The organism is Aquibacillus rhizosphaerae (genome assembly GCF_030282825.1).
In the GTDB taxonomy this organism is placed as follows: Bacteria; Bacillota; Bacilli; order Bacillales; family Amphibacillaceae; genus Aquibacillus_C; species Aquibacillus_C rhizosphaerae.
The window spans coordinates 19,306-38,932 of the sequence record NZ_JASTZU010000062.1; the positions used below are offsets into that span (position 1 = coordinate 19,306).

The following is a 19,627-nucleotide window of genomic DNA, read 5'->3' on the forward strand; positions in this document are numbered from 1 at the left end:
TCGGGTAGGCGCTGTAGCTGGACGTGGCACATGCATTAGTCAGTTATCCACAGGACACTAAATCTATAATTTCCTGGTGCTACAAAAAAAGTTATCACCGTGATGATAACTTTTTTTGTTCTAAGTAGCCCTTATGAGTGATTGGGATAGATTATTCAATTTCAACTTCTTTTTTGCACTTTAATACAATTAAATAGCTCATTACCGCTAAAGTTAAAGAAATCGTTCGACTCGTCTATTATTTCTAATACAGGAATTCTTTTGTGCTTTGAGAGAATCAAGATTTTATTTTCGAATATTGTCACTTGCTGTTCTATGACACCCACCTTAAAAATCGACTTGTTCACTTGGTTATATTCTTTCATAATCACTTGCTTTACTTCACCCAATGTTGGCGACAGCTTTTTTGTAATGATAGCCTAACCCCCTATCCAATTGTTCCATATGTACAGTTTTCTTAACTGGGTTTTATTTAATCGAATATTCTGCCATTAATGTATCATAGTTATTGGACAACATCGTCTTCTTTGTTACATTATCTACCGCATTTTTTTAGACTTTAAGAAAAAAGACAATAGCACCCCATCTGGTGAGGTACTATTGTCTTTTGTTAGCTGTTTTGAAATTGATTCATTATCTTATGTTTGGACTGTTTCCAAACCTGGCTGTATTTATGTTTTCTATTAAACTGTTTAAAATTGACTTTTTCAAACCAACTAAAAAATTCTAAAGAGAACTCAGGTAATTCACTTTTTTTGTACGTCATATAATTTTTAATATCACTATATTGATAGATAGCTTGTGGAGTCATAGACTCTTTTTTCTCAATTTCATTTTTTATATTAGTTAGCGCTTCGGCATCAACTTCTTTAAAACCATGATTAGACGGCGTCAAACCCTCTATTAACATAGATAGTATTGTTGTTGTACACGCTTCACAAGTAGAACAATTTAGGCCATCATCATTCTTACAACAAACACTTACCTTTAGTTTGGAATCATACTTTTTTATATAATAACTAATTAATGTTATTTTTTCATGTCTTGTTAAGACATACCCTTGATGTACTGTATTAAATGATGAACTCCCCCATTTTATATGACTATCTATCTCTGGATGTGACCCATAGGGATAAATGAAGGAAGGGTTTTGCGTTGCAGAATAGTATAATTTTGAAATCGAATGGTGATATGTAATTGGTGCTGCTAGTCCAATTATAGCTAAACCATGATGTACATGGGACCACCACTCTCCACCTACTGATGCTTTGTATGTGGAATTAAGTTTGTTTTCATTTAAAGTCGTTCGAAAATTAGATTTTATTAAGTTAATTTCCGTATCCCGCTCTAATGCAAAATCGTTTAATTGATTGATACCATTCATCCAACCAGGGGAATTCTCTTCCTCTCCAGTTTCTAAAATTGTAATAAGTAAAGGTTTCTCATGTCTTCGTTGAATATAAGATGCAAGCGAAGCGATCCCACCATTAAAAAAGAGTGCCGACTTTGAAGACTCTTCTGAATAATGTTTTTCATTATTTACGATTAAATCAGGGTTTAAAATTCCTGTCCAAGTAAGATCTGGATACATATCTTCAAAAGACTTCCTTACTACTTCTAGGCACTTAAAAAACTGCAAATCTACTTGGTTACAATTGACTTCGCAGTCTGTAACTAAAGCAATTGGCCAGATATTAGCTAAAAAAGGAATTAGCAGAAGACTTTCCGGTACACTTTCGATATTTAAGTTATATTCAGCTGTAAATAGTTCACCTTTAATATAATTGGCTACATCACCTTGACAATGAAAATGGACTTTCAACTCACTGTTCTTTACGACTACTGTATCAACTGTTATTCTTGAACTCATAATAAACCTTCCCCCTTATATTTAATAATTACTTAATGTCATTTTGTAAAACTAATTTGTTACAGACTAACACTACGTTCTTTATAAAGAACCAATAGAACAAAAAAATAGACCTTTTTCAACAAAGATTTACACTATAATTATTATCATACTATTTTTCTATCGTGTTCGCAATAAAGAATTTAAGTGTTCACAAACATTCCACTCAATACTTATGCAAAAATAACAAAGGTACATATTCATCAAAACCTAGTGAACGAATGGATAGTATAAGAACAAAAGCTAAGGGCGCCTTCGAAACAAGAAATAAACCTTGTTTCTGCGATGTCTTTCTTTGTAGCATTCCTTTGTGCTCACCCTAGGGCAATTTAGACAAACATCTATGTGGTGCTCTTTACCACAAAGATGTTTGTCTCGGGTAGGCGCTGTAGCTGGACGTGGCACATGCTGGTAGTCAGTTATCCACAGGACACTAAATCTATAATTTCCTATGCTAAAACAAAAAAAAGATTGAGTCACTATAAGTGGCTCAATCTTTCTCCTTTTTACAAAGTTGTAAACTTTCAGCTACTACTTAATGAAATGAAAAATCAAAGGAATTCTGTACTTCTCTCCACCATAAGATTTTACTGCGGCAACAATCGTAAAAATTGTCAAGAGAAGGCCTACAAGAGGTAAAAGGATAATGCCTATAAGTACAATAACCAAAATACCACTGACTGTTAAATAGATTGTATAAGAAATTAAAAAATTACAATATTCTTTTCCATGATAATCAATGAAATCTGATTCTTCTCTTTTCAAAAGCCAAATAATTAGTGGCCCAATAATCGGAAATGGAAAACTTAATAGATAAATTAAAAGTGCATAGAGTCTTTCGTCTTTATTACTGATTTCTCTCTCCTCCTTTATTTATAGCATACACGATTTATCACATTCATGAAACCAATTGGTGCACTCGATAAAATATAATGTACAACAATTCACTAAATATTATATTCTCACCTAGCTATAAAGATACTTTTTACAAATACATTTAAATACAATATCAACAAAAACCCCATGGATATATATCAAGTCCATGAGGTTTTTAACAATAATTACCGAATTTTATTGTTGTACTTTCTTACTTACTATACCTCACGTCAGCACTACTACCTTTAAAGAAGTAAACAGCAGTAAACATTTGCTACGATTCACTAATCACGAGTTTGATTTTAAAAAAACATTCGTGATTTTTTTCACAAGTGATCCGACACTAAATAACCAATACTAACATTTCATGTAACATCTGTTTCACTGATATAACACTACCAAATGCAAGTTCAAAATTAGCAAGTGCTCCTTGTTCTTGCTCGAAAGTATAAGACGCAGTAGCTTCTTTCGGAACAAATACTTGATATTCTCTATAAAAGGCATCTCTAATAGTTGATTCTACACATAGATTTGTAGCAACACCAGTAACTACAAGTGTCTCTACACCTAACTCGCGTAGTAATTCATCTAGTTGTGTATGATAAAAAGCACTAAAACGTGATTTTTCTATAATATAATCTCCATCTTCTGGTTTCAATTCATCAATTATTTCAGAATCCCAGCTATTTTCCACATATTGTTTGAGCTCCATGTTTGGAGAAAATACCTTTGCGATTAAGTCTGGGTCCTCTTTATCTTTATGTTGAATGTAAATAATTGGACACCTTTGTACTTGAAAGGCCTCTTTAAGCTGTCTAATTGAGTCGACTGCAAATGAAGTTCTAGAAGTATCAAGACCCAATTTTGATAAGGATCCTTCAGGATGAACAAATGCATTTTGCATGTTTATAATTAATAACGCACTATTTTCTTTCTCGAAATTTAAATCATCCATAAAATAACCTCCTAAATACTTATTGTTTGTTAAGTATACTACTTGTTCAGTACTAAACATACACCATCACTAAAAAGTTCGGATAATTGTCATTTTTTTGTGAATAGAAGGTGAATTAGAAAAGACTTTGCAAGATTACTTGTTTCCATTTGATGTGCCTCAATTACTCTGTTAATCATTAAAACTACAGTAATATATAACCATTAATTATAATAGAATATACTAATATTATATTAATCAACTAAACAGGGGGACGAATTATGAAAGGAATATTGTTGGGTGCTTTCCTTGGAAGTATTGTTGGTGTCTCCGTCATTTGTTTCTTAACAATCGTAAAAAAAGAACGTGAAATCTACATATATAGTGAAAAGTATTAGTTAAATAGCACCCTTAAGGGTGTTTTTCTTTTATGTGTTTTCGTAAACATTATTGCTTTGCAACTGACGCACTTGATAGAAAGTGAGCAATAGAGCACTGGCCTCGCTCCTCAAGCAAAATTGGCTCCCATTCCGCAGGCACGGCTTCAGCTAACTCAGAATAAAACCGCTTCTGAGTGGATCTTCAGCTCGTGGGACTGCGATTACTCGCCCCACCCTAAAACATTCGCTGTTCCCGCAGGACAAGGAATGCTTCGGCAGTAATACATCGCACGAAGAAAATCGATTTGTATTTTCGAGGAGTGTCGCCAATTTAACTTGATACGCTGAAAAACAGCATCTATTGAATAATCTTTCTTATGATTGTAAAGTTTTTTAATATGTTCCGTTACAGTTGCATTTAACCAAGGCCCAACTACCTCTCACTTGGAAAGAAAACGATACTAAGCGCAGGGAAAATACGAGACTCCTCGAAAATAAAGAGCCATTTTCTTCGTGTGGGGTAAATTCATGGATGTCATTTCAATGTCCTATGGGAAAGGAACAGTCTGAAGTCCCCACAGTGAGCGGTCTTTGCGAGCGAGGAGACTGAAGCGTTCCCCTCGGAAAGGGAGTATTTTCCGTAGCGTTGGTCTGAGCATTCATCATAAATAGAACGAAAGGAAGTAACTATAAAGTTAATGCGGACTTTATATATTATCCGTCATAAACAACAAACTTTTAGAAAACAGCATTCTTTTAATAAAAGGTCCTTTTTGAAAGTCTTCTTACTATTTTTATATTGAAGTCGATAAAGGAGGCTCACTGCCCCCGTATTTTCTGAAGCTAGTAAACCCACCAATCATCATCTAAAGTTACGTCTTTTTCCACAGTCAATACTGAGCAAAGAACAATACTAAAATGTTGCGACGATAATCATCATCACTAACATAATCATTAAATAATTTAAGGAAAAAATGAACATCCTATTTGCCCATTTTAAATCATCTTTTGTAAAAAATCCCCTTATTGCAACCATTAACCAGCCGATATTTAACAATGTAGCTACAATCAGGAAAGGTACACCTAATGAACCTAGAAAGAAAGGTAGTGGAAATAGGCATAAAATGTATAGTAACATGTGACGCTTCGTTACCTGGAAACCTTGTACTACCGGGAGCATAGCAACCTTAGCCGCTTTATATTCGTCATGCTTTTTCATTGCTATCGCAAATGTATGAGGCATTTGCCATATAAATAATAAAAGAAAAAGTGTAATCGGAACAATATGAGTAACGGGCGCAATTGCCGCCCAGCCAATTAATGGCGTAACAGCACCAGATAAACTTCCAATTAATGTATTAGAAGCATATCTTCGTTTTGACCACATCGTATACAAAAAAACATAGGTAACCCAACCAATTAAAGCATATAATCCAGCTTCCAAAGAAACAAACAGTAGTAGGATAAACCCAACAACACTAAAAGAAACTCCCATTAAAAAAACCAGTTGAAGAGAAATAGTGCCTGTTACTGTTGGGCGATTTTGTGTTCGTTTCATCACTGAATCTATATCAACATCGTACCAATTATTTAAAAGAAGAGCTCCAGCCATAATGCACGTACTTCCAATGATGGTTAACAGAAATACCTGCCAATAATCCATAAAAGAAGTATTAGTAAAATAAAGAGCTAACCAAAATCCAGCAAAGACTGGAAGAACATTAGAGATTAATACAACTGCTTTAAAAAGCGCTTTTAAGTCAGCGATTATAGATGTATTTTTTTGATTTGACTTTACTGTTGTATTTGCTAAAAATCGCTTCACTATTGCCCACCTCAAACTGATTTTTTCCAAGCGGATATAAAATCCTATTAAAAATGATAGCTCTAACATCTCATTAATTTTAGCAGATAATAAAAAAGCAGACTAGTTATTTATATACTAGTCTGCTCTCTTCATGTACTAACGCAAATTTTTGGTACATACTGTACAACGTTCGTTTTGTTTTTTTTACCAGATTTCGTTAGCTATATCAACAATAAATCTTAGCTTTTCCCATTGTTGTTCTTCGGTTAACTTATTACCATGGTGTGTCGATGCAAAGCCACATTGTGGGCTAAGGCACAATTGGTCAAGTGGTACATATTTTGAAGCTTCTTTAACACGAGCTATTATTTCCTGTCTGTCTTCTAATTCTCCAGTTTTTGATGTAACTACGCCTAAAATTACTCGGGCACCACCCTGAGGTATATATTCTAACGGTTTAAAGGTACCTGAACGTTCATCGTCATATTCCAGGAAAAATCCATCAACTTCCTCTTTTGCTAAAAGCGTTGGAGCAATAATGTCATAACTTCCTTCAAACGCCCAGTTGGATCGATAATTCCCACGACACAAATGTGTAGTTATGACTAAATCTTCCGGCTTACCTTCAAGCACACCATTAACAACTCGTAGTGCTAAATCGATTAAATCTTCTCTAGAGTATTTACCATCATTAAATGGAATGTCAGGTGCAGAAAGGCCAGCTATATAAACGTCATCAAATTGCAAATACCTTACACCCACATCATAAAATGCTTTTAATGCATCACGATAAGCCTGAATAACATCCTTCGCATAATCTTCTATATCTGGATAAATAGTTTCATCACGAATCCCAACATTAAACAATTGGTTTGGACTAGGAATCGTTAGTTTAGCTACTGCTCGTCCATCGACAATTTCATTGAATTCAATAAAATCTTTAATGAATGGATGATCTGGATTAAAAGATACTTTACCCGTATTATGGACATTATATCTTTCTGTTTCTTCATCGCCACTAAAGATATAACCTACTTCAGGTACATATCCTTCTATTCCATTTAAGTGCTCTAGAAAATCTGTGTGCCAGAATCTACGTCTGAATTCACCATCTGTTACTAATTGTAATCCTACTTCAATTTGTTTATCAACAATATGTTTAATTTCTTTCGTTTCTACTTCCCGTAATTCAGCAGCTGAAATCGTGCCTTCTTTAAAATCTTTTCTCGCTTTATGAAGACTATCCGGTCTTAACAAACTTCCTACATGATCTGCTCTAAATGGTGCTGCTTTTGCTTCAATTGTCATTACTAATTCCTTCTTTCCTTTAATAATTTAGTTTATTTTTTCCAAAAATCCTTCAACCTAGCGCTTAACTATCATTTAAAAATGAAGAAAAACAATCCCCCTCTAAGCAAAGTGTGACCTAAGATTTTTCATAACCAACAAATAAAACCCCTTCTTTTAAACAAGAAGAGGTTTTGGCATTAATGCTATTATCTCTTCTCATCTTCTAGCTTACGCTACTGGAATTAGCACAGTACTTAATAGTCTGTTGCTGAGGCATCAAAGGGCCAGTCCCTCCACCTCTCTAGATAAGAAAGTTTTGTATTTTATTGTCGTTTTATTATTTATTACTCTACATGTATCATTATCTATTGTCAATGGATAATTTAAAATATTTTGAAAATAAAGTTATTTATTAAAAATATGCTTGACAAAACTTAAAAAAAAGCCTTAATAAGAACAAAAGCTCAGGGCGCCTTCGAAACAAGAAAAAAACCTTGTTTCTGCGATGTCTTTCTTTGTAGCATTCCTTTGTGCTCACCCTAGGGCAATTAAGACGAACATCTATGTGGTGCTCTTTACCACAAAGATGTTTGACTCGGGTAGGCGCTGTAGCTGGACGTGGCACATGCAATAGTCAGTCTATAATTTCCTATGCTAGTACAAAGCAAGAGGCTCTGATGACCTCTTGCTTTAAATATAGCATGTTCATCTCCTAAAAGAGACTGTTTTTTACTTTATCTTTTAGAAAAAATTCGCTTTCGTCTGTTATAAACAATCATTGCTAAGCCCATAATCAAAATAATGATTCCGCTTATAATCAGGTTATACATATTTGTTGCTGTTTCAGCAAGCGTGTCTCCACCATCATTAATTTTCACAACCTCACCAACTGTTTCGTCATTAGATGAATTCGTTGTTTCTTGAATCTCTTCCAGTTCTTCAGATTGATTATCACCATTATCTGGTTGATCATTAGGTGATTGATTTTCTCCACCGTCACTAGGCTGCGTTGGGTTACCTGGGGTTTCCGGTTGCTCCTCTTCTTCATCCACTGGTGGAGGGGTCTCGTCAACCTTCTTATCTTTTCCTTTTACAAACGTCCAAATATCCGAAGTTGTTTCCCCTGAATATTGATCTGAGATTACAGTATACCAAGAATAGGTTTTACCTTCTTCAAGCCCTGTCCAAATAATCTCAGCCGTTTCACCACTTGGGACATTTTCAACTGATCCAATTTGCGTATCCGTATAAATATTTACTGCAAAGTAATCTGTTGCAACTCGCTTTTCTTTAGCTGCTAAATCTAAATTTAATACGAACTCATCTTTCCCCGGGTATGCATCTGTATCATAGTAATTGTAATCATCCATATAAGGTGAATACGTATTTACGATAATTCGATCATTATCCGTGTCAAAGTGAAGCAGGCGCATATACCCCTGTCCACCCTCTGGACCAGCTTGGTAGTCAGCTAACATTTGATAGACAGATCGGTCTATTGTTCCGTCACCATCATCATCTATTTCATCTACCAGCAATTGACTTTCATGATAGTGGCCAGAAAGCACTGCAATAACATTTTCATTTGGCTCTACCACTTCATCATATAGTTTTTCACCAAGTGGATGACGTGTTCCAGTTGCTTGCATATATTCATGAAAGTTCAGGATAGCCATTCGATCTGGATGCGCAGCAAGCACTTCATTCATCCACGCAATTCCTTCATCCTCTACTCCCCATCCTAAATAGACCATAATATAATCATTTCCATTTACTGAAATGAGGTCGTAATGTCCACGATTATTTAAATAGGAACCACCATAGTAAGGTTTTTCTTCAAATCGATCGGCACCAAAGTATTCATAGTATGCTGTATAGTCATTGGTTTTCTGAGACACGTCATGGTTTCCAGCCAAAACACCATATGGAACATTGGCATCATCTAGGGTTTTCATGAAATCATCTGCATGCTTCCATTGGTATTCCTTGTCTGACTCATCAACAAGATCTCCGGTATGCATGACATATTTAATCTTCATCTCTTCTTGTTTTTCTACAATCCACTGTGTTTGTCTATCATAAATATATGGATAGCTTTCAGAGTAGTATTGTGTATCGGACATCCACACAAACGTATAATCATATTCTTCCGGGCTATTAGGGATTTCATCTTGAACAATAACATTAATCTTATTATCCTTTACAAAATCATTGACAGAAACGGTTCCCTTTAATTCAAAATCCTCATCTCCAGCAATCTTATAATCAACAATTACCCATTCACTCGTACGCTGATTCCATGCATACATCGTCACTTTCCTTCCTGGAAGAGAATTACCGTTCCAGACAAATTCCACGATATCATTTTCATCAACTGTAGGATCTACTGTTACATCAAAGCGGTGATACGGAAATTGTGTAGTTGAATCTGTCACCATATAGTCTCCATCTAACTTGGAAGTTGATAAAATGTCTTCTTCATCAAACAATACTTCCGTATCACTAGTTGGTGTATTGGGAGGCTCAACATCTGATGCACCACTATATGAATCTATTGTATCGCTTGGTTTATACTGATAGCCTTGGTAAAAAGCAACATCCAATTCATCACCAGTAGGATCAAACACATTTACTTTGAGCACTGGATCGTCCTCTATCGGTTCTCCTTGATTTGGTAAAGCATTTCCTGGTTTCTCCGGGTTTTCATTCACTACTGAAAAATGAACAATCTCCGTTACAGCATTACCAGCCTTATCTACTGCTTTTATAGTAACTTTATGGTTCCCAGCCGTAAGTTTTCCTGAAGAAGTGTGGTAAGGAACGGTAATTTCTTCTTCATCTAGGAATATCGTACTCGACTCAACTCCGGCAATAGCATCTGTAATCGTTGCCTCTATTGAAAATGAGCCTTTATATTCCTTCTCTTCTTTTATATTTGTTGAAATAGATGGTGCTGTATTATCAACGAATACATTGGTCAACTTTTCTTCATCACTATCTGTAACAGTAATCAGGTGCTTGCCATCTGTAGCAGTGGTTGTATCCCACAAATATGCTTTTGACTGTGCAAGTTGGTCCGTAATGGTAAAGATAAAATCTTCCGCGATTCTATCGGTTCCGTCGTCCCCCATATCAAATACTTCGCTAGGATTTTGATGCGTTTCATCTGTTAAAATTGTTCCATCTGATAGGACAAGGCGGACATTCCTCAGGTTGTAATCATCCCTATTTTCTCCGGGATCTCCTTCCCAAGGTGTTGCTTTATTCCCTGCACGTATCGTCAATGTGTTATTTCCTACTTGAAGCTGATCAGGTTTTATTGGCACAGTTATCGTTTGCCACTGTGCAATCCAATCATCAAAAATGTGAACAATCTCATCTCCGATAGTGACACCGTTTTGGAAATACGTATTCACACCACTTACTTCAAAAGCAAGGTAAGCTTGATGTTCGACTGCTTGGAATGTGTCTTCTTCTACATCCTGATCATCAATAGATAGTTTAATATTTCCAGGATTATCCTGGTTGGATGTACCTTTAATTACGCTCGTACCATTCAAAATTTCATCTTGTTTGATATTTACACGTAAGCTTGAGTTATCTAAATCATTGGTAACATTAATTCGGTACACATCACTCGTTACCTCATTCGTACCATCGGAAGCAACAAAATAATAGTCAACATAATCTTTCGCAATAATCTCTGGTGAATAAATTCGGTAGTGGTACATCATATCATCATAATCTTCTTCCAATAACGCCTGTTGATATTGTTCTTGGTCATTGGCACGATAATAGACTTGAACCGTCTTCACCTGGATGTTGTCTTTTACATCCGCTTTAAGATTAATATCTTCTGTTTGATTTATTTCAATGATATCTGTTAAATTTTCAATCGTTGGCTCCATTTCATCCACTGGCAGACTTACTTGTTGTTTTGGAACTTGAAATGATTCAACACTTCCTGGTGTTGCATTCGTTATCCCCGCACTAACTTTTTCCATTTGATTCGTTCCATCTGTGGGATACTTATAGACGATTCCCTTGTTCGGTTGTGTATCGTCGATATTTTCAACATCGTTGTAATAAGCAACAGATAGCTCTTGGTCAGTGTTCGTAGCAACAATTAAGCCTCTCATGCTACCATTAGCCATTCCAGCACTATAAATTTTAACGATATCTTGATTTTCAATAAGACTTGTGCCAAAATTTGCATTAAAATCAGCAACGGTTTGCGCATCATTTTGTCCATTAATAATCCAAAAAACTAGGGTTTCTTTGGAAGGAATCACCACATCATCTGGAATAGATGGCCAAATAATATCACTTTCTGGATCTGATCCGTAACGGTACTGTATTTTGTAGTCTTTAAAGTTAATGGCTTGATCGGTATTGTTATAGATTTCAATAAACTCATACCCATCTGCTGAACCAACGTTATCCGTATCAGGAACTACTTCAGTAACCAGTAATCCAGGTACCTGTTCAGGATCTACTTCATCTTTAATAACCTCAATGATATAATCTTCTGATTTACTAACATTCTCTCCGTCTGTTGCCTCCATATAATAGGTAATGTTCGATTTGATAAATGCTCCTGGTATTTCAACCGAGTAATTATTAGCATTGTTTGGATTAACACGCATTGCTAAAGAAGTAAATTGCTGATCACCTTCGCCTTTTACATAAAGTGTTGCCGTCGGTATCGCCATATTATCTGTAATTGTTGCTTCAATAGTTATGTTTGAAAAAGCGTCTGCTTCCTTTATAGCTGTATGAGTAATCTCTGGTGCCTCTGTGTCTTCTTCTATCTCCGGAATAACAACAACCTGATCTGGAACTTGTCCCGATTCAGTTACTCCAGGAGTAGGAGTAGCCATCGAACGATAGTTGATCATGTCGATTCCTTCTCTTGGATACTGGTATTCGATTACTGCACCAGAGTTGTCATTATCCGTTCCTAAATAGTCTGCTTGAATAACCGTTTCACTTTGGTTATCTTTTAAAACTAGCGCTCGGTTACCACCATTTGCAAAACCAGGAAAATTTGAATCGGTAACTTCAACAACTTGGTCACTTGTTAAATCTGATCCAAAGTTATTGTTAAAATCACTTAAACTTCTTCCATCATTGTTGTACCAAAAAACAAGTGTTTCTTTTGAATCAATACTCGTCGTAGGAATCTGGAAAACTACTTCTTTATTCGTATCCGTATAACGGTACACAAATGTATAGTTATTTAATGGCAAGGTTTGGTTTGTATTATTATAGAGTTCGAAATACTCATAATAGTCCGTGCCTCCACCCTTAGAATTTGGTGATAATTCTGTTATTAGTAAATGAGGGTATGTATCAAAGTTTTCTTCCTCTGGTTGCGAAATAGGAACTTCTACATACGTATTTGTAGTGTTAGGAAAAGTAACTCTATGGTTTGCATCAGATACAGAAATATAATAGCTTACTGTTTCTCCTAATAACTCATTTCCAGATATAATCGCTTGAAAAAGTTTATCTTCCTTATGCTTCATCTCTAGACTTTTAAAACTCTCATTATTACTAGTTTGATAGTATAGTTTGGCAGAAATATCATTCCCATCATCGGTAATTTCTGCTTCAATTTGAACATCTTTCCCAGCTTCTATTTCTGTTAATGATTCGTGATTAATAACTGGAGGTTGATGTTCTGTTGTCGTTACCTCTGCCTCTGGTAGTTGTTCTTTTGCTACATAACCAGGATTAGGAACAGCAAGCGTTTCAAATTCAGCCATTTCTGTCCCTGTTATTGGATATTGATAGTTAACGACTTTCCCACTAGCGATATCTTCTGGCAAATAATTTGCCAAGGCTATCTCTTCACCGTTAGCTTTTTTTATTACTACAGCACGATTTCCACTATTGTAAAAACCGGTACTACTATATTCGACGATATCGGATTCTAATAGATTCGTTTTGTAATGACTATTAAAATCAGCTATTGTATGATTACTAGCATTTCTCCAAAATACAAGTGTTTGCTTTGGCTCAATTGCAACTGGAGAAAAACTCATCGCTACATCTTCATTGCCACTTCCATCGGTGTATCGTAAAGAAAAGATATGATGATCAAGGATAATTGATCGATCAGAATTGTTATACACTTCAAAATACTCATAATCATCGGCACCATCATTGTTTGCCATAATCTCCGTGATAAGTAACGCTGGCAAACTATCAAAATCAATTTCTTCAACTAATTGCTCTGACTCGTCTTGCTCGATTACTTGTTTTGCTTCTTCCTCTTGCACTTCCAACGGCTTTTGATCTATCTCTTTGTCATTAGTAATCGTAGCTTTTTCACTAGAAACAGATGGTTCATTATCTGGAATTGTTTCTACTTCTGACTCGGCAGTCGCACTTTCCTCCTTCGATTCTACATTCTCTTCCACTTGATTCGGAGTAGGATTCGTTTGATTATCCAGTTCAGGATCTTGTGTGTCAGCTTCTGCATCTAACTCCTCGTTAATTATTATAGACTCTTGTTGTGTTTCGACTTTGGATATTTCATCAGTATTATGGTTAACATCCTCACCATTTAAATTCGGATTAACCGTTGTGGCTGTGGCTGTGGCTGTGGCTGCACTCACTTTGGTCATTGGAAATACCGAAACAACATCCATAAATAATACAGAAAAAATTAAAATAAGGGATAGTGTTTTTGTTACATTAGTCTTAAGCCTCTGTTTTCGCATATGAACCTCCTAATTATTCTTGGTATCAAGATAATTGTAAGGTTCATTTATTAAGAGAGAGTGAATTTACTGTAAAACTATGTAAATTAATAGAAAAGCACAGGGCGCCTTGCTCAACCTAAAGCAAGCTTAAGGACGAACATCTATGTGGGGCTCTTTACCAGAAAGACGTTCGTCTTAAGACCTCAGGCGAGTTAGCGGTGAGGATAGTCAGCTATGAATTTTTTTATACTTTCTCAGCTTTTAGTAAAGGTAGAGGCTTTCAAATTGACCTCAAACTTTAACCATTTACATTTAACCTCTTGCTAAATCTTTTCGGTTTGGGGCGGTAGGAGGTTGTTCCATCCAACCATTTTCAATCATAATATTCGCGCCATCTTCCGTGTATTCTCCTGCCTCCGCCATCAAGCGTGTATAGGAAGCTGCTAAATCTCTTCTTGGACTCGTAGCTAAGCTCATCCCATAGAATCCTATTCCTGCAGCTTGTACACCAGCAGTATGATACATCATTAATTTATCGCTAAATGGTGCTTGCTTTGAACTTGTTGGAAGGTTATCCGATGACATTGGTGTAAGTATATTGCTCTCATCGAGAAATTTACTAAATACAGCACAATGATGTTTAGCAATTTCTGCACCTCTTGTAAAGTATTTGGAAACCTTTGCTGAGTTTGTTACTTGGCTAAACCCTGTTAACATACCCATCCCTAACACATTTCTTTGTAGGTTATTGAATAAAAAATTGATTTCATTTGAAGTAAGTGGTCTTTGATTTCCAAACCATCCAGCGAGAAAATGCTGTTTATGCACAAATTCCACTTGTTCAGGATACGGTATATGTGGAGACCTGACATATACACCTTTCTCTTGCATCACGTCTGTAACCCTATTATAAAGCTCAATTGCAGAAGAAAGACATTTAGAAAAGTAATCTCGAATAACCTTTCTAGATGAACTAGGCAGTGAAATACCATATGAATTCAACCCCATTGAACCTACATTTGAAAGATAAAAAAGCATAAATGTATCTGTAAATAATCGATCAGCGTTTAGATTAACATCTTGTTCCGTAAACCCCATCGGGATTGGGTGGTTCTCTTCTTTAAAAATTTCTTTTAATATTTCGACGTGTTCTATTGCCAATCCAGAAGTATATTTTAATAACGAACGTACTTCTTCATCTTCAACGGTTTTTAAGAAATAAGAAACTGTACATACAATTAGAGAGCTATTTTGATATGCCCCCCATAATACAGCTAATTCAGAAGATGTTAATTTTGGATGGTGAGTCATTTCTATCCCTCCATTTTTTTAAACTTAATCTCCCCAGGTCTTAATCGTATATCCTAAATTATTTAATATTTTAAAATACTGGGCTGACATTAGATTAGTCAGCCCAGTTTGGCTAGAAACCTTCTCTTGGAATTTCTTTGCCTTTATCACTTTTCAATCCGCCATTTTCATTAACAGAATCAATTTCCCCATCAATTGTCCCTTCAGTATAATCATCAGATGCTTGTTCATGTGTAATAGCAGTCCCCATATCAATTAAATCTGAGGCCTCATAATCACTGTTATCATACATTTTTTCAGCAACTTTATTCGTATCTTCTTGGGACACTTTCTTAACGTTGTTTTTCGCCATTTCATAATTCCTCCCTTATTTTCTTGCTTAGTTTTTTCAATTTCGGACAAAATATGAATAATAATTTTAAAGAAGTTAAAAATTTTATTCATATAATCAATTTCATAATACCAATCTTGTCGTCACCTACAACAATATATAGATGGATAAAATCATTTCCAAACTATATATTGTCATAGATGAATGAATAAGGTAATTATGAATTTGACTCAATAATCAGATATAATATACTTTTAATTTTTCATAGTAATTAGCACTGGCTAGTGGTGGGGGCATTATAGGAATTGGAAAGATAAGAGTATATATTAGCTGCAGCAGTTTACTCTGTAATTAATTCGAATTTACATGTTCTTAACGAAATTTCCATTCTATGTTTATATGCACTTAATAATTAGATTCTATAATAAGGAGTGAAAGACATATTGCAAACGAGGTGAAAACATGGATTTGCATATTCATTCAACCCACTCAGATGGACAACTAACTCCAAGTGAAATCATTCATATTGCTTCAAGCAAAGGAATCAATGTCCTATCGATTACAGATCATGACGAGATTGCAGCTTATCATTCAGGAAAAAGAACTGCGAATTTTCTTGGGATAACACTAATCCCTGGTATTGAACTTAATACAGATGGTGAAGATGGGGAACTTCATATCTTGGGCTACTACATAAACCCGTACTCTGAAACTCTACTTAATTACATTGCATGGAGAAAAAAAGAACGCACAGACTGGGCCAAGAAAATAGTAAATAAACTCCGAGATATGGGATATAACATTAGCTTTGATGCATGTGCAAGGAGAGCTAAAGGAGGGGTTATTGTTCGAACGCATATTGCTGATGAACTGTTTAGTAAAGGGTATTTCCCTTCCTCTGAACATGCTTACGGAACATTATTAATTAAAGGTGCAACAGCATTTGTGAAACGCGCTGACTTTACAGCTGAAGATGCAATTCAATTGATTCATGATGCTGGAGGGGAAGCATATTTAGCACATCCAGGCATTTATCCGTTTGACATCCACATCCAGAGGTTAATAGCATATGGACTCGATGGGATTGAAGTGTATCATTCTAAACACAAGCAAGCTCAAATTGCTTATTGGGAGAAAATTGCACAACAAGCTTCTTTAAAAGTTTCTGGTGGAAGTAATCATCATGGTCCACAGTCCTTTAATCCTTATCCAATTGGAAGTGTACTACTTAGTGATTTTTGTATCAAACAATGGACTGCTAGGGAGCCGATAACTTGAAACTCTATTTATCTTCTACACTATGTTGGGCATATCCTGTCAATGATGTCATTAAGATTGCGAAACTATTTAATTTTGATGGTGTCGAAGTCTGGGCTGAGCATGTTTGGAAATATCAAACGTCAATAGAATCTATCCTTGATGCTACTCAATCAAACGATATTGAACTATCTCTGCACGCTGCTAGTTGGGATTTAAACTTATGCGCATTAAATGAAGGGATACAAAAACAATCGATAAATGAAATTGAAAACTCCCTTATTCTTGCTCAAAAACTCGGTGCAACTAATGTTACTATTCATCCAGGAAAACGAACACTACATAATTATTGGTTAGAAGAGCATGAACAAGTGTTAAAATCAAACCTAGCCTATCTTGCAAGGAAAGCTTGCGATTTTGGTGTTATTTTATCAATCGAACAAATGAAACATATTAAGAAGGAATTCATTACAAGACCGGACAAAATCAACCATTTAATTAAAGCATTACCAGATACCGTAATGACCACCTTTAATATCGCTCATGTGCCATTAGATGAACATCCTGAAATCTATTATGAACAAATAAAACGTATTAACAAAGTTCATCTTAGTGATGCAACCCAAACTCAATACCATGTTCCCCTTGGAACTGGATTAATTCAATTAGAACCGATTCTTACATTACTTAATAATACTAACCTACCCGTTGTAATTGAAGGGTTCGAGAATGATCGATTGCTAACACACTTACAAAGTAATCTTAAATATTTACACCAAAATAAGCTGTTTAGAAAGAGAAGTGTTGAAAGTCTTGGTAACTAATGACGATGGGACTTTTATCCAGGATTTGATGCAATGATAAACAATGCACAGAAGATGTTATAAGTATACAATGCAGATCTACACGAGTCCTGGGTAATCCATACCGATATTTTTTTATCATATCCTTTAGGAGAACATGTTTTTGTCCAATCTATTGAAACAAAAAAGACCGATGACCTTCCAAAGGAATCCGTTAGATTATTAGTTAAATACACTTACAACAAAAGGCTGACGAATTATCGCCAGCCTTTTGTTATTCTGTTAAACCTTCAACCATTAATTCCTCTACTGATGCAGTTCCATTTTCTCTCATTTTTACTAAAGACTTAATTTCGTCCCCTTCTTGTAAAAAGATAGCTAAAGGCTCTGTGCTTACATTTATCGTATAAATCGTTTTATCCCCTTGCAATAAATATTGAACCATTTGTCCATTGTCATTTGACGTTACCAAAACGCGGTCGACTGTACCTTCTTTTGTTTCTGTTTCTGCCTCTTCTATTGAATCAACATTTCCTGGCTTTTGAAGCATTTGTAAACGGTAAGCATCCAGTGTTTCATTAGCAGTCTCACCAAATACTACAAAATCCGAGTCAGAAGCACTAATATAAGCGTATTGTTTAAACAAACCATTTGGATCTAATACATTAACAATCCATGTTGGGTTTCCATCAATGTTGTACAGGACGGGCATAGACCCCTCCCAATTCTTCTCCGGAAACTCTTTGTTAACAATTTGCTTTGCACCTTCACTATCCATTATTCCATTATTTTTATCGCCGTTATAGTAAGTTAATACTCCAGTTCTTGCATTGACTAATGTATATCCCAATGCAGAATCGATATTTTCCTTAGGCGAAGTCATGTCAGTGAAGTAAAACATTTGACCTTGTTCATCAAAGATTGGTGTAACACTTTTCTCTGTACCTGATTCATTAGGTATTTTTACATCTTTCTTTCCAAAAACAGAATTCAACCATCCATGAATGTATTTTCCAAAGTAGTTATTTTGTAGTGAAGCCATTTCTGAGCTTACTGAACCTTCAATAAATTCAGGAGCTTCACTATTGTCAAATATGTTTAATGCACTCGTAACAGGATCAATAACCACAACCTTTAATTGATTCATATCAGGCTTATTCGTGAACCCAATTGGCTTATAGATTGTCTGTACATACCATGGTTTTCCATCATCATCAATCTCAATTTGCGCTTCTCCACTTTGAATATAGTTAGGGTGCTCATTATAAATTATTCGTTTCATATTTTTGCTAAAATAACTAGAGTTTGTGTACTTCATTTTACTCTGAACAAACTCTGGCTGTGCATTCACATTTGTAGCCGAGATTGTGAAGTAGCCTTCTGTTTCTTTACCTCTTATATATTTCCAAAAGCCTGAAAATTCAACAGGTGCTACATAAACAATTTGTTCCTCTACTTTTTGAACTTGCAATTTACCAAGGTCATAAAACTGTGTGTTAGGTACGACACTCATCGCTTTTTGGATTTTGTTACGTGCAGATTCAGGCGCTACAGTTATTGGTGTTTCTTCTTTACTTAATGGGGTTGCCTCTTCCTCTTCATTTTTGTTAATAGATTCATAGGAATCATCTAATGCTGTAATACCCAAAATAAAAATTATCGGTAATGAAAAGATAGCAATGATGAAAATGATTGCTGTAGCAGATTTATATGGTTTTGCATCCTTTACTTTTGCATTAGTCATGTAGTATAAAATCGGTGCAAAAATAATTGCAACGATCACATTCATTAGAACCATATTAGGTATCGTAATTGCAGGCATTACAAAATATAAGATGCCCCCGGTAAGGATAAATGCTGTTATTAAAATGAAGACACTATATTTAATAGTTGACATTCTATTCTTGTTATTTTCACTAATCGATAGTATAGATAATAATAAAAATAGCAGTAATGACAATGCAGTTGCTAGTAATGTTCCAATCATAGATTTTCTCTCCTTATTTTTCTGTCTTTACT

11 protein-coding genes and 1 riboswitch are annotated in these 19,627 nt (G+C 35.3%); of the genes, 2 read left to right on the plus strand and 9 right to left on the minus strand.

Features of this window, described 5'->3' with window-relative positions; genetic code table 11:
* Nucleotides 1-610 precede the first annotated feature (610 nt).
* The 8 genes from QQS35_RS19735 to QQS35_RS19770 all read right to left on the minus strand — a co-directional run bounded on the left by QQS35_RS19735 (nt 611) and on the right by QQS35_RS19770 (nt 15,569).
* Nucleotides 611-1,870: a hypothetical protein gene (locus tag QQS35_RS19735; RefSeq protein ID WP_285933958.1), complete on the minus strand. Its 1,260-nt coding sequence runs from the start codon at nt 1,868-1,870 to the stop codon at nt 611-613.
* 570 nt (nt 1,871-2,440) lie between these two features.
* Nucleotides 2,441-2,782, minus strand: a complete 342-nt coding sequence (locus tag QQS35_RS19740) for a DUF4870 domain-containing protein (RefSeq protein WP_331490879.1) — start codon at nt 2,780-2,782, stop codon at nt 2,441-2,443.
* A gap of 346 nt (nt 2,783-3,128) precedes the next feature.
* Complete coding sequence (locus tag QQS35_RS19745; protein WP_285933959.1) at nt 3,129-3,740, minus strand: cysteine hydrolase family protein; 612 nt, start codon at nt 3,738-3,740, stop codon at nt 3,129-3,131.
* A gap of 1,272 nt (nt 3,741-5,012) precedes the next feature.
* On the minus strand, nt 5,013-5,924 hold the full coding sequence (cyoE, locus tag QQS35_RS19750; protein WP_285933960.1) for a heme o synthase: 912 nt from the start codon (nt 5,922-5,924) through the stop codon (nt 5,013-5,015).
* Nucleotides 5,925-6,110: 186 nt separating this feature from the next.
* Nucleotides 6,111-7,214 carry a 5-methyltetrahydropteroyltriglutamate--homocysteine S-methyltransferase gene (locus QQS35_RS19755; protein ID WP_285933961.1) on the minus strand — a complete coding sequence of 368 codons (1,104 nt, stop codon included), beginning with the start codon at nt 7,212-7,214 and terminating at the stop codon, nt 6,111-6,113.
* A 195-nt stretch (nt 7,215-7,409) separates the two neighbouring features.
* A riboswitch (SAM riboswitch) is annotated at nt 7,410-7,508 on the minus strand.
* A 422-nt stretch (nt 7,509-7,930) separates the two neighbouring features.
* Nucleotides 7,931-13,924, minus strand: a complete 5,994-nt coding sequence (locus tag QQS35_RS19760; RefSeq protein WP_285933962.1) for a lamin tail domain-containing protein — start codon at nt 13,922-13,924, stop codon at nt 7,931-7,933.
* Between the two features lie 294 nt (nt 13,925-14,218).
* Complete coding sequence (locus tag QQS35_RS19765; RefSeq protein ID WP_285933963.1) at nt 14,219-15,217, minus strand: DUF3231 family protein; 999 nt, start codon at nt 15,215-15,217, stop codon at nt 14,219-14,221.
* A 112-nt stretch (nt 15,218-15,329) separates the two neighbouring features.
* Nucleotides 15,330-15,569 carry a YozQ family protein gene (locus tag QQS35_RS19770; protein ID WP_285933964.1) on the minus strand — a complete coding sequence of 80 codons (240 nt, stop codon included), beginning with the start codon at nt 15,567-15,569 and terminating at the stop codon, nt 15,330-15,332.
* A 441-nt stretch (nt 15,570-16,010) separates the two neighbouring features.
* On the opposite strand from QQS35_RS19770, the gene QQS35_RS19775 reads away from it, so the two are divergent.
* Together QQS35_RS19775 and QQS35_RS19780 are read left to right on the plus strand one after the other, a co-directional pair.
* Nucleotides 16,011-16,826, plus strand: coding sequence for a PHP domain-containing protein (locus QQS35_RS19775; RefSeq protein ID WP_285933965.1), 816 nt, complete (start codon nt 16,011-16,013; stop codon nt 16,824-16,826).
* Nucleotides 16,823-17,629, plus strand: coding sequence for a sugar phosphate isomerase/epimerase family protein (locus tag QQS35_RS19780; protein ID WP_285933966.1), 807 nt, complete (start codon nt 16,823-16,825; stop codon nt 17,627-17,629). The genes QQS35_RS19775 and QQS35_RS19780 overlap by 4 nt, the downstream gene beginning before the upstream one ends.
* A 253-nt stretch (nt 17,630-17,882) precedes the next feature.
* Here QQS35_RS19780 and QQS35_RS19785 read toward each other — a convergent pair whose 3' ends face one another.
* Nucleotides 17,883-19,595, minus strand: a complete 1,713-nt coding sequence (locus QQS35_RS19785; protein ID WP_285933967.1) for a DNA-binding protein — start codon at nt 19,593-19,595, stop codon at nt 17,883-17,885.
* Nucleotides 19,596-19,627: the final 32 nt, after the last annotated feature.

Coding starts and splice junctions, on each gene's coding strand:
- QQS35_RS19785 (WP_285933967.1), bottom strand. CDS start 19,595: ATGATTGGAACATTACTAGCAACTGCATTGTCATTACTGCTATTTTTA.
- QQS35_RS19755 (WP_285933961.1), bottom strand. CDS start 7,214: ATGACAATTGAAGCAAAAGCAGCACCATTTAGAGCAGATCATGTAGGA.
- QQS35_RS19760 (WP_285933962.1), bottom strand. CDS start 13,924: ATGCGAAAACAGAGGCTTAAGACTAATGTAACAAAAACACTATCCCTT.
- QQS35_RS19745 (WP_285933959.1), bottom strand. CDS start 3,740: ATGGATGATTTAAATTTCGAGAAAGAAAATAGTGCGTTATTAATTATA.
- QQS35_RS19775 (WP_285933965.1), top strand. CDS start 16,011: ATGGATTTGCATATTCATTCAACCCACTCAGATGGACAACTAACTCCA.
- QQS35_RS19735 (WP_285933958.1), bottom strand. CDS start 1,870: ATGAGTTCAAGAATAACAGTTGATACAGTAGTCGTAAAGAACAGTGAG.
- QQS35_RS19770 (WP_285933964.1), bottom strand. CDS start 15,569: ATGGCGAAAAACAACGTTAAGAAAGTGTCCCAAGAAGATACGAATAAA.
- QQS35_RS19765 (WP_285933963.1), bottom strand. CDS start 15,217: ATGACTCACCATCCAAAATTAACATCTTCTGAATTAGCTGTATTATGG.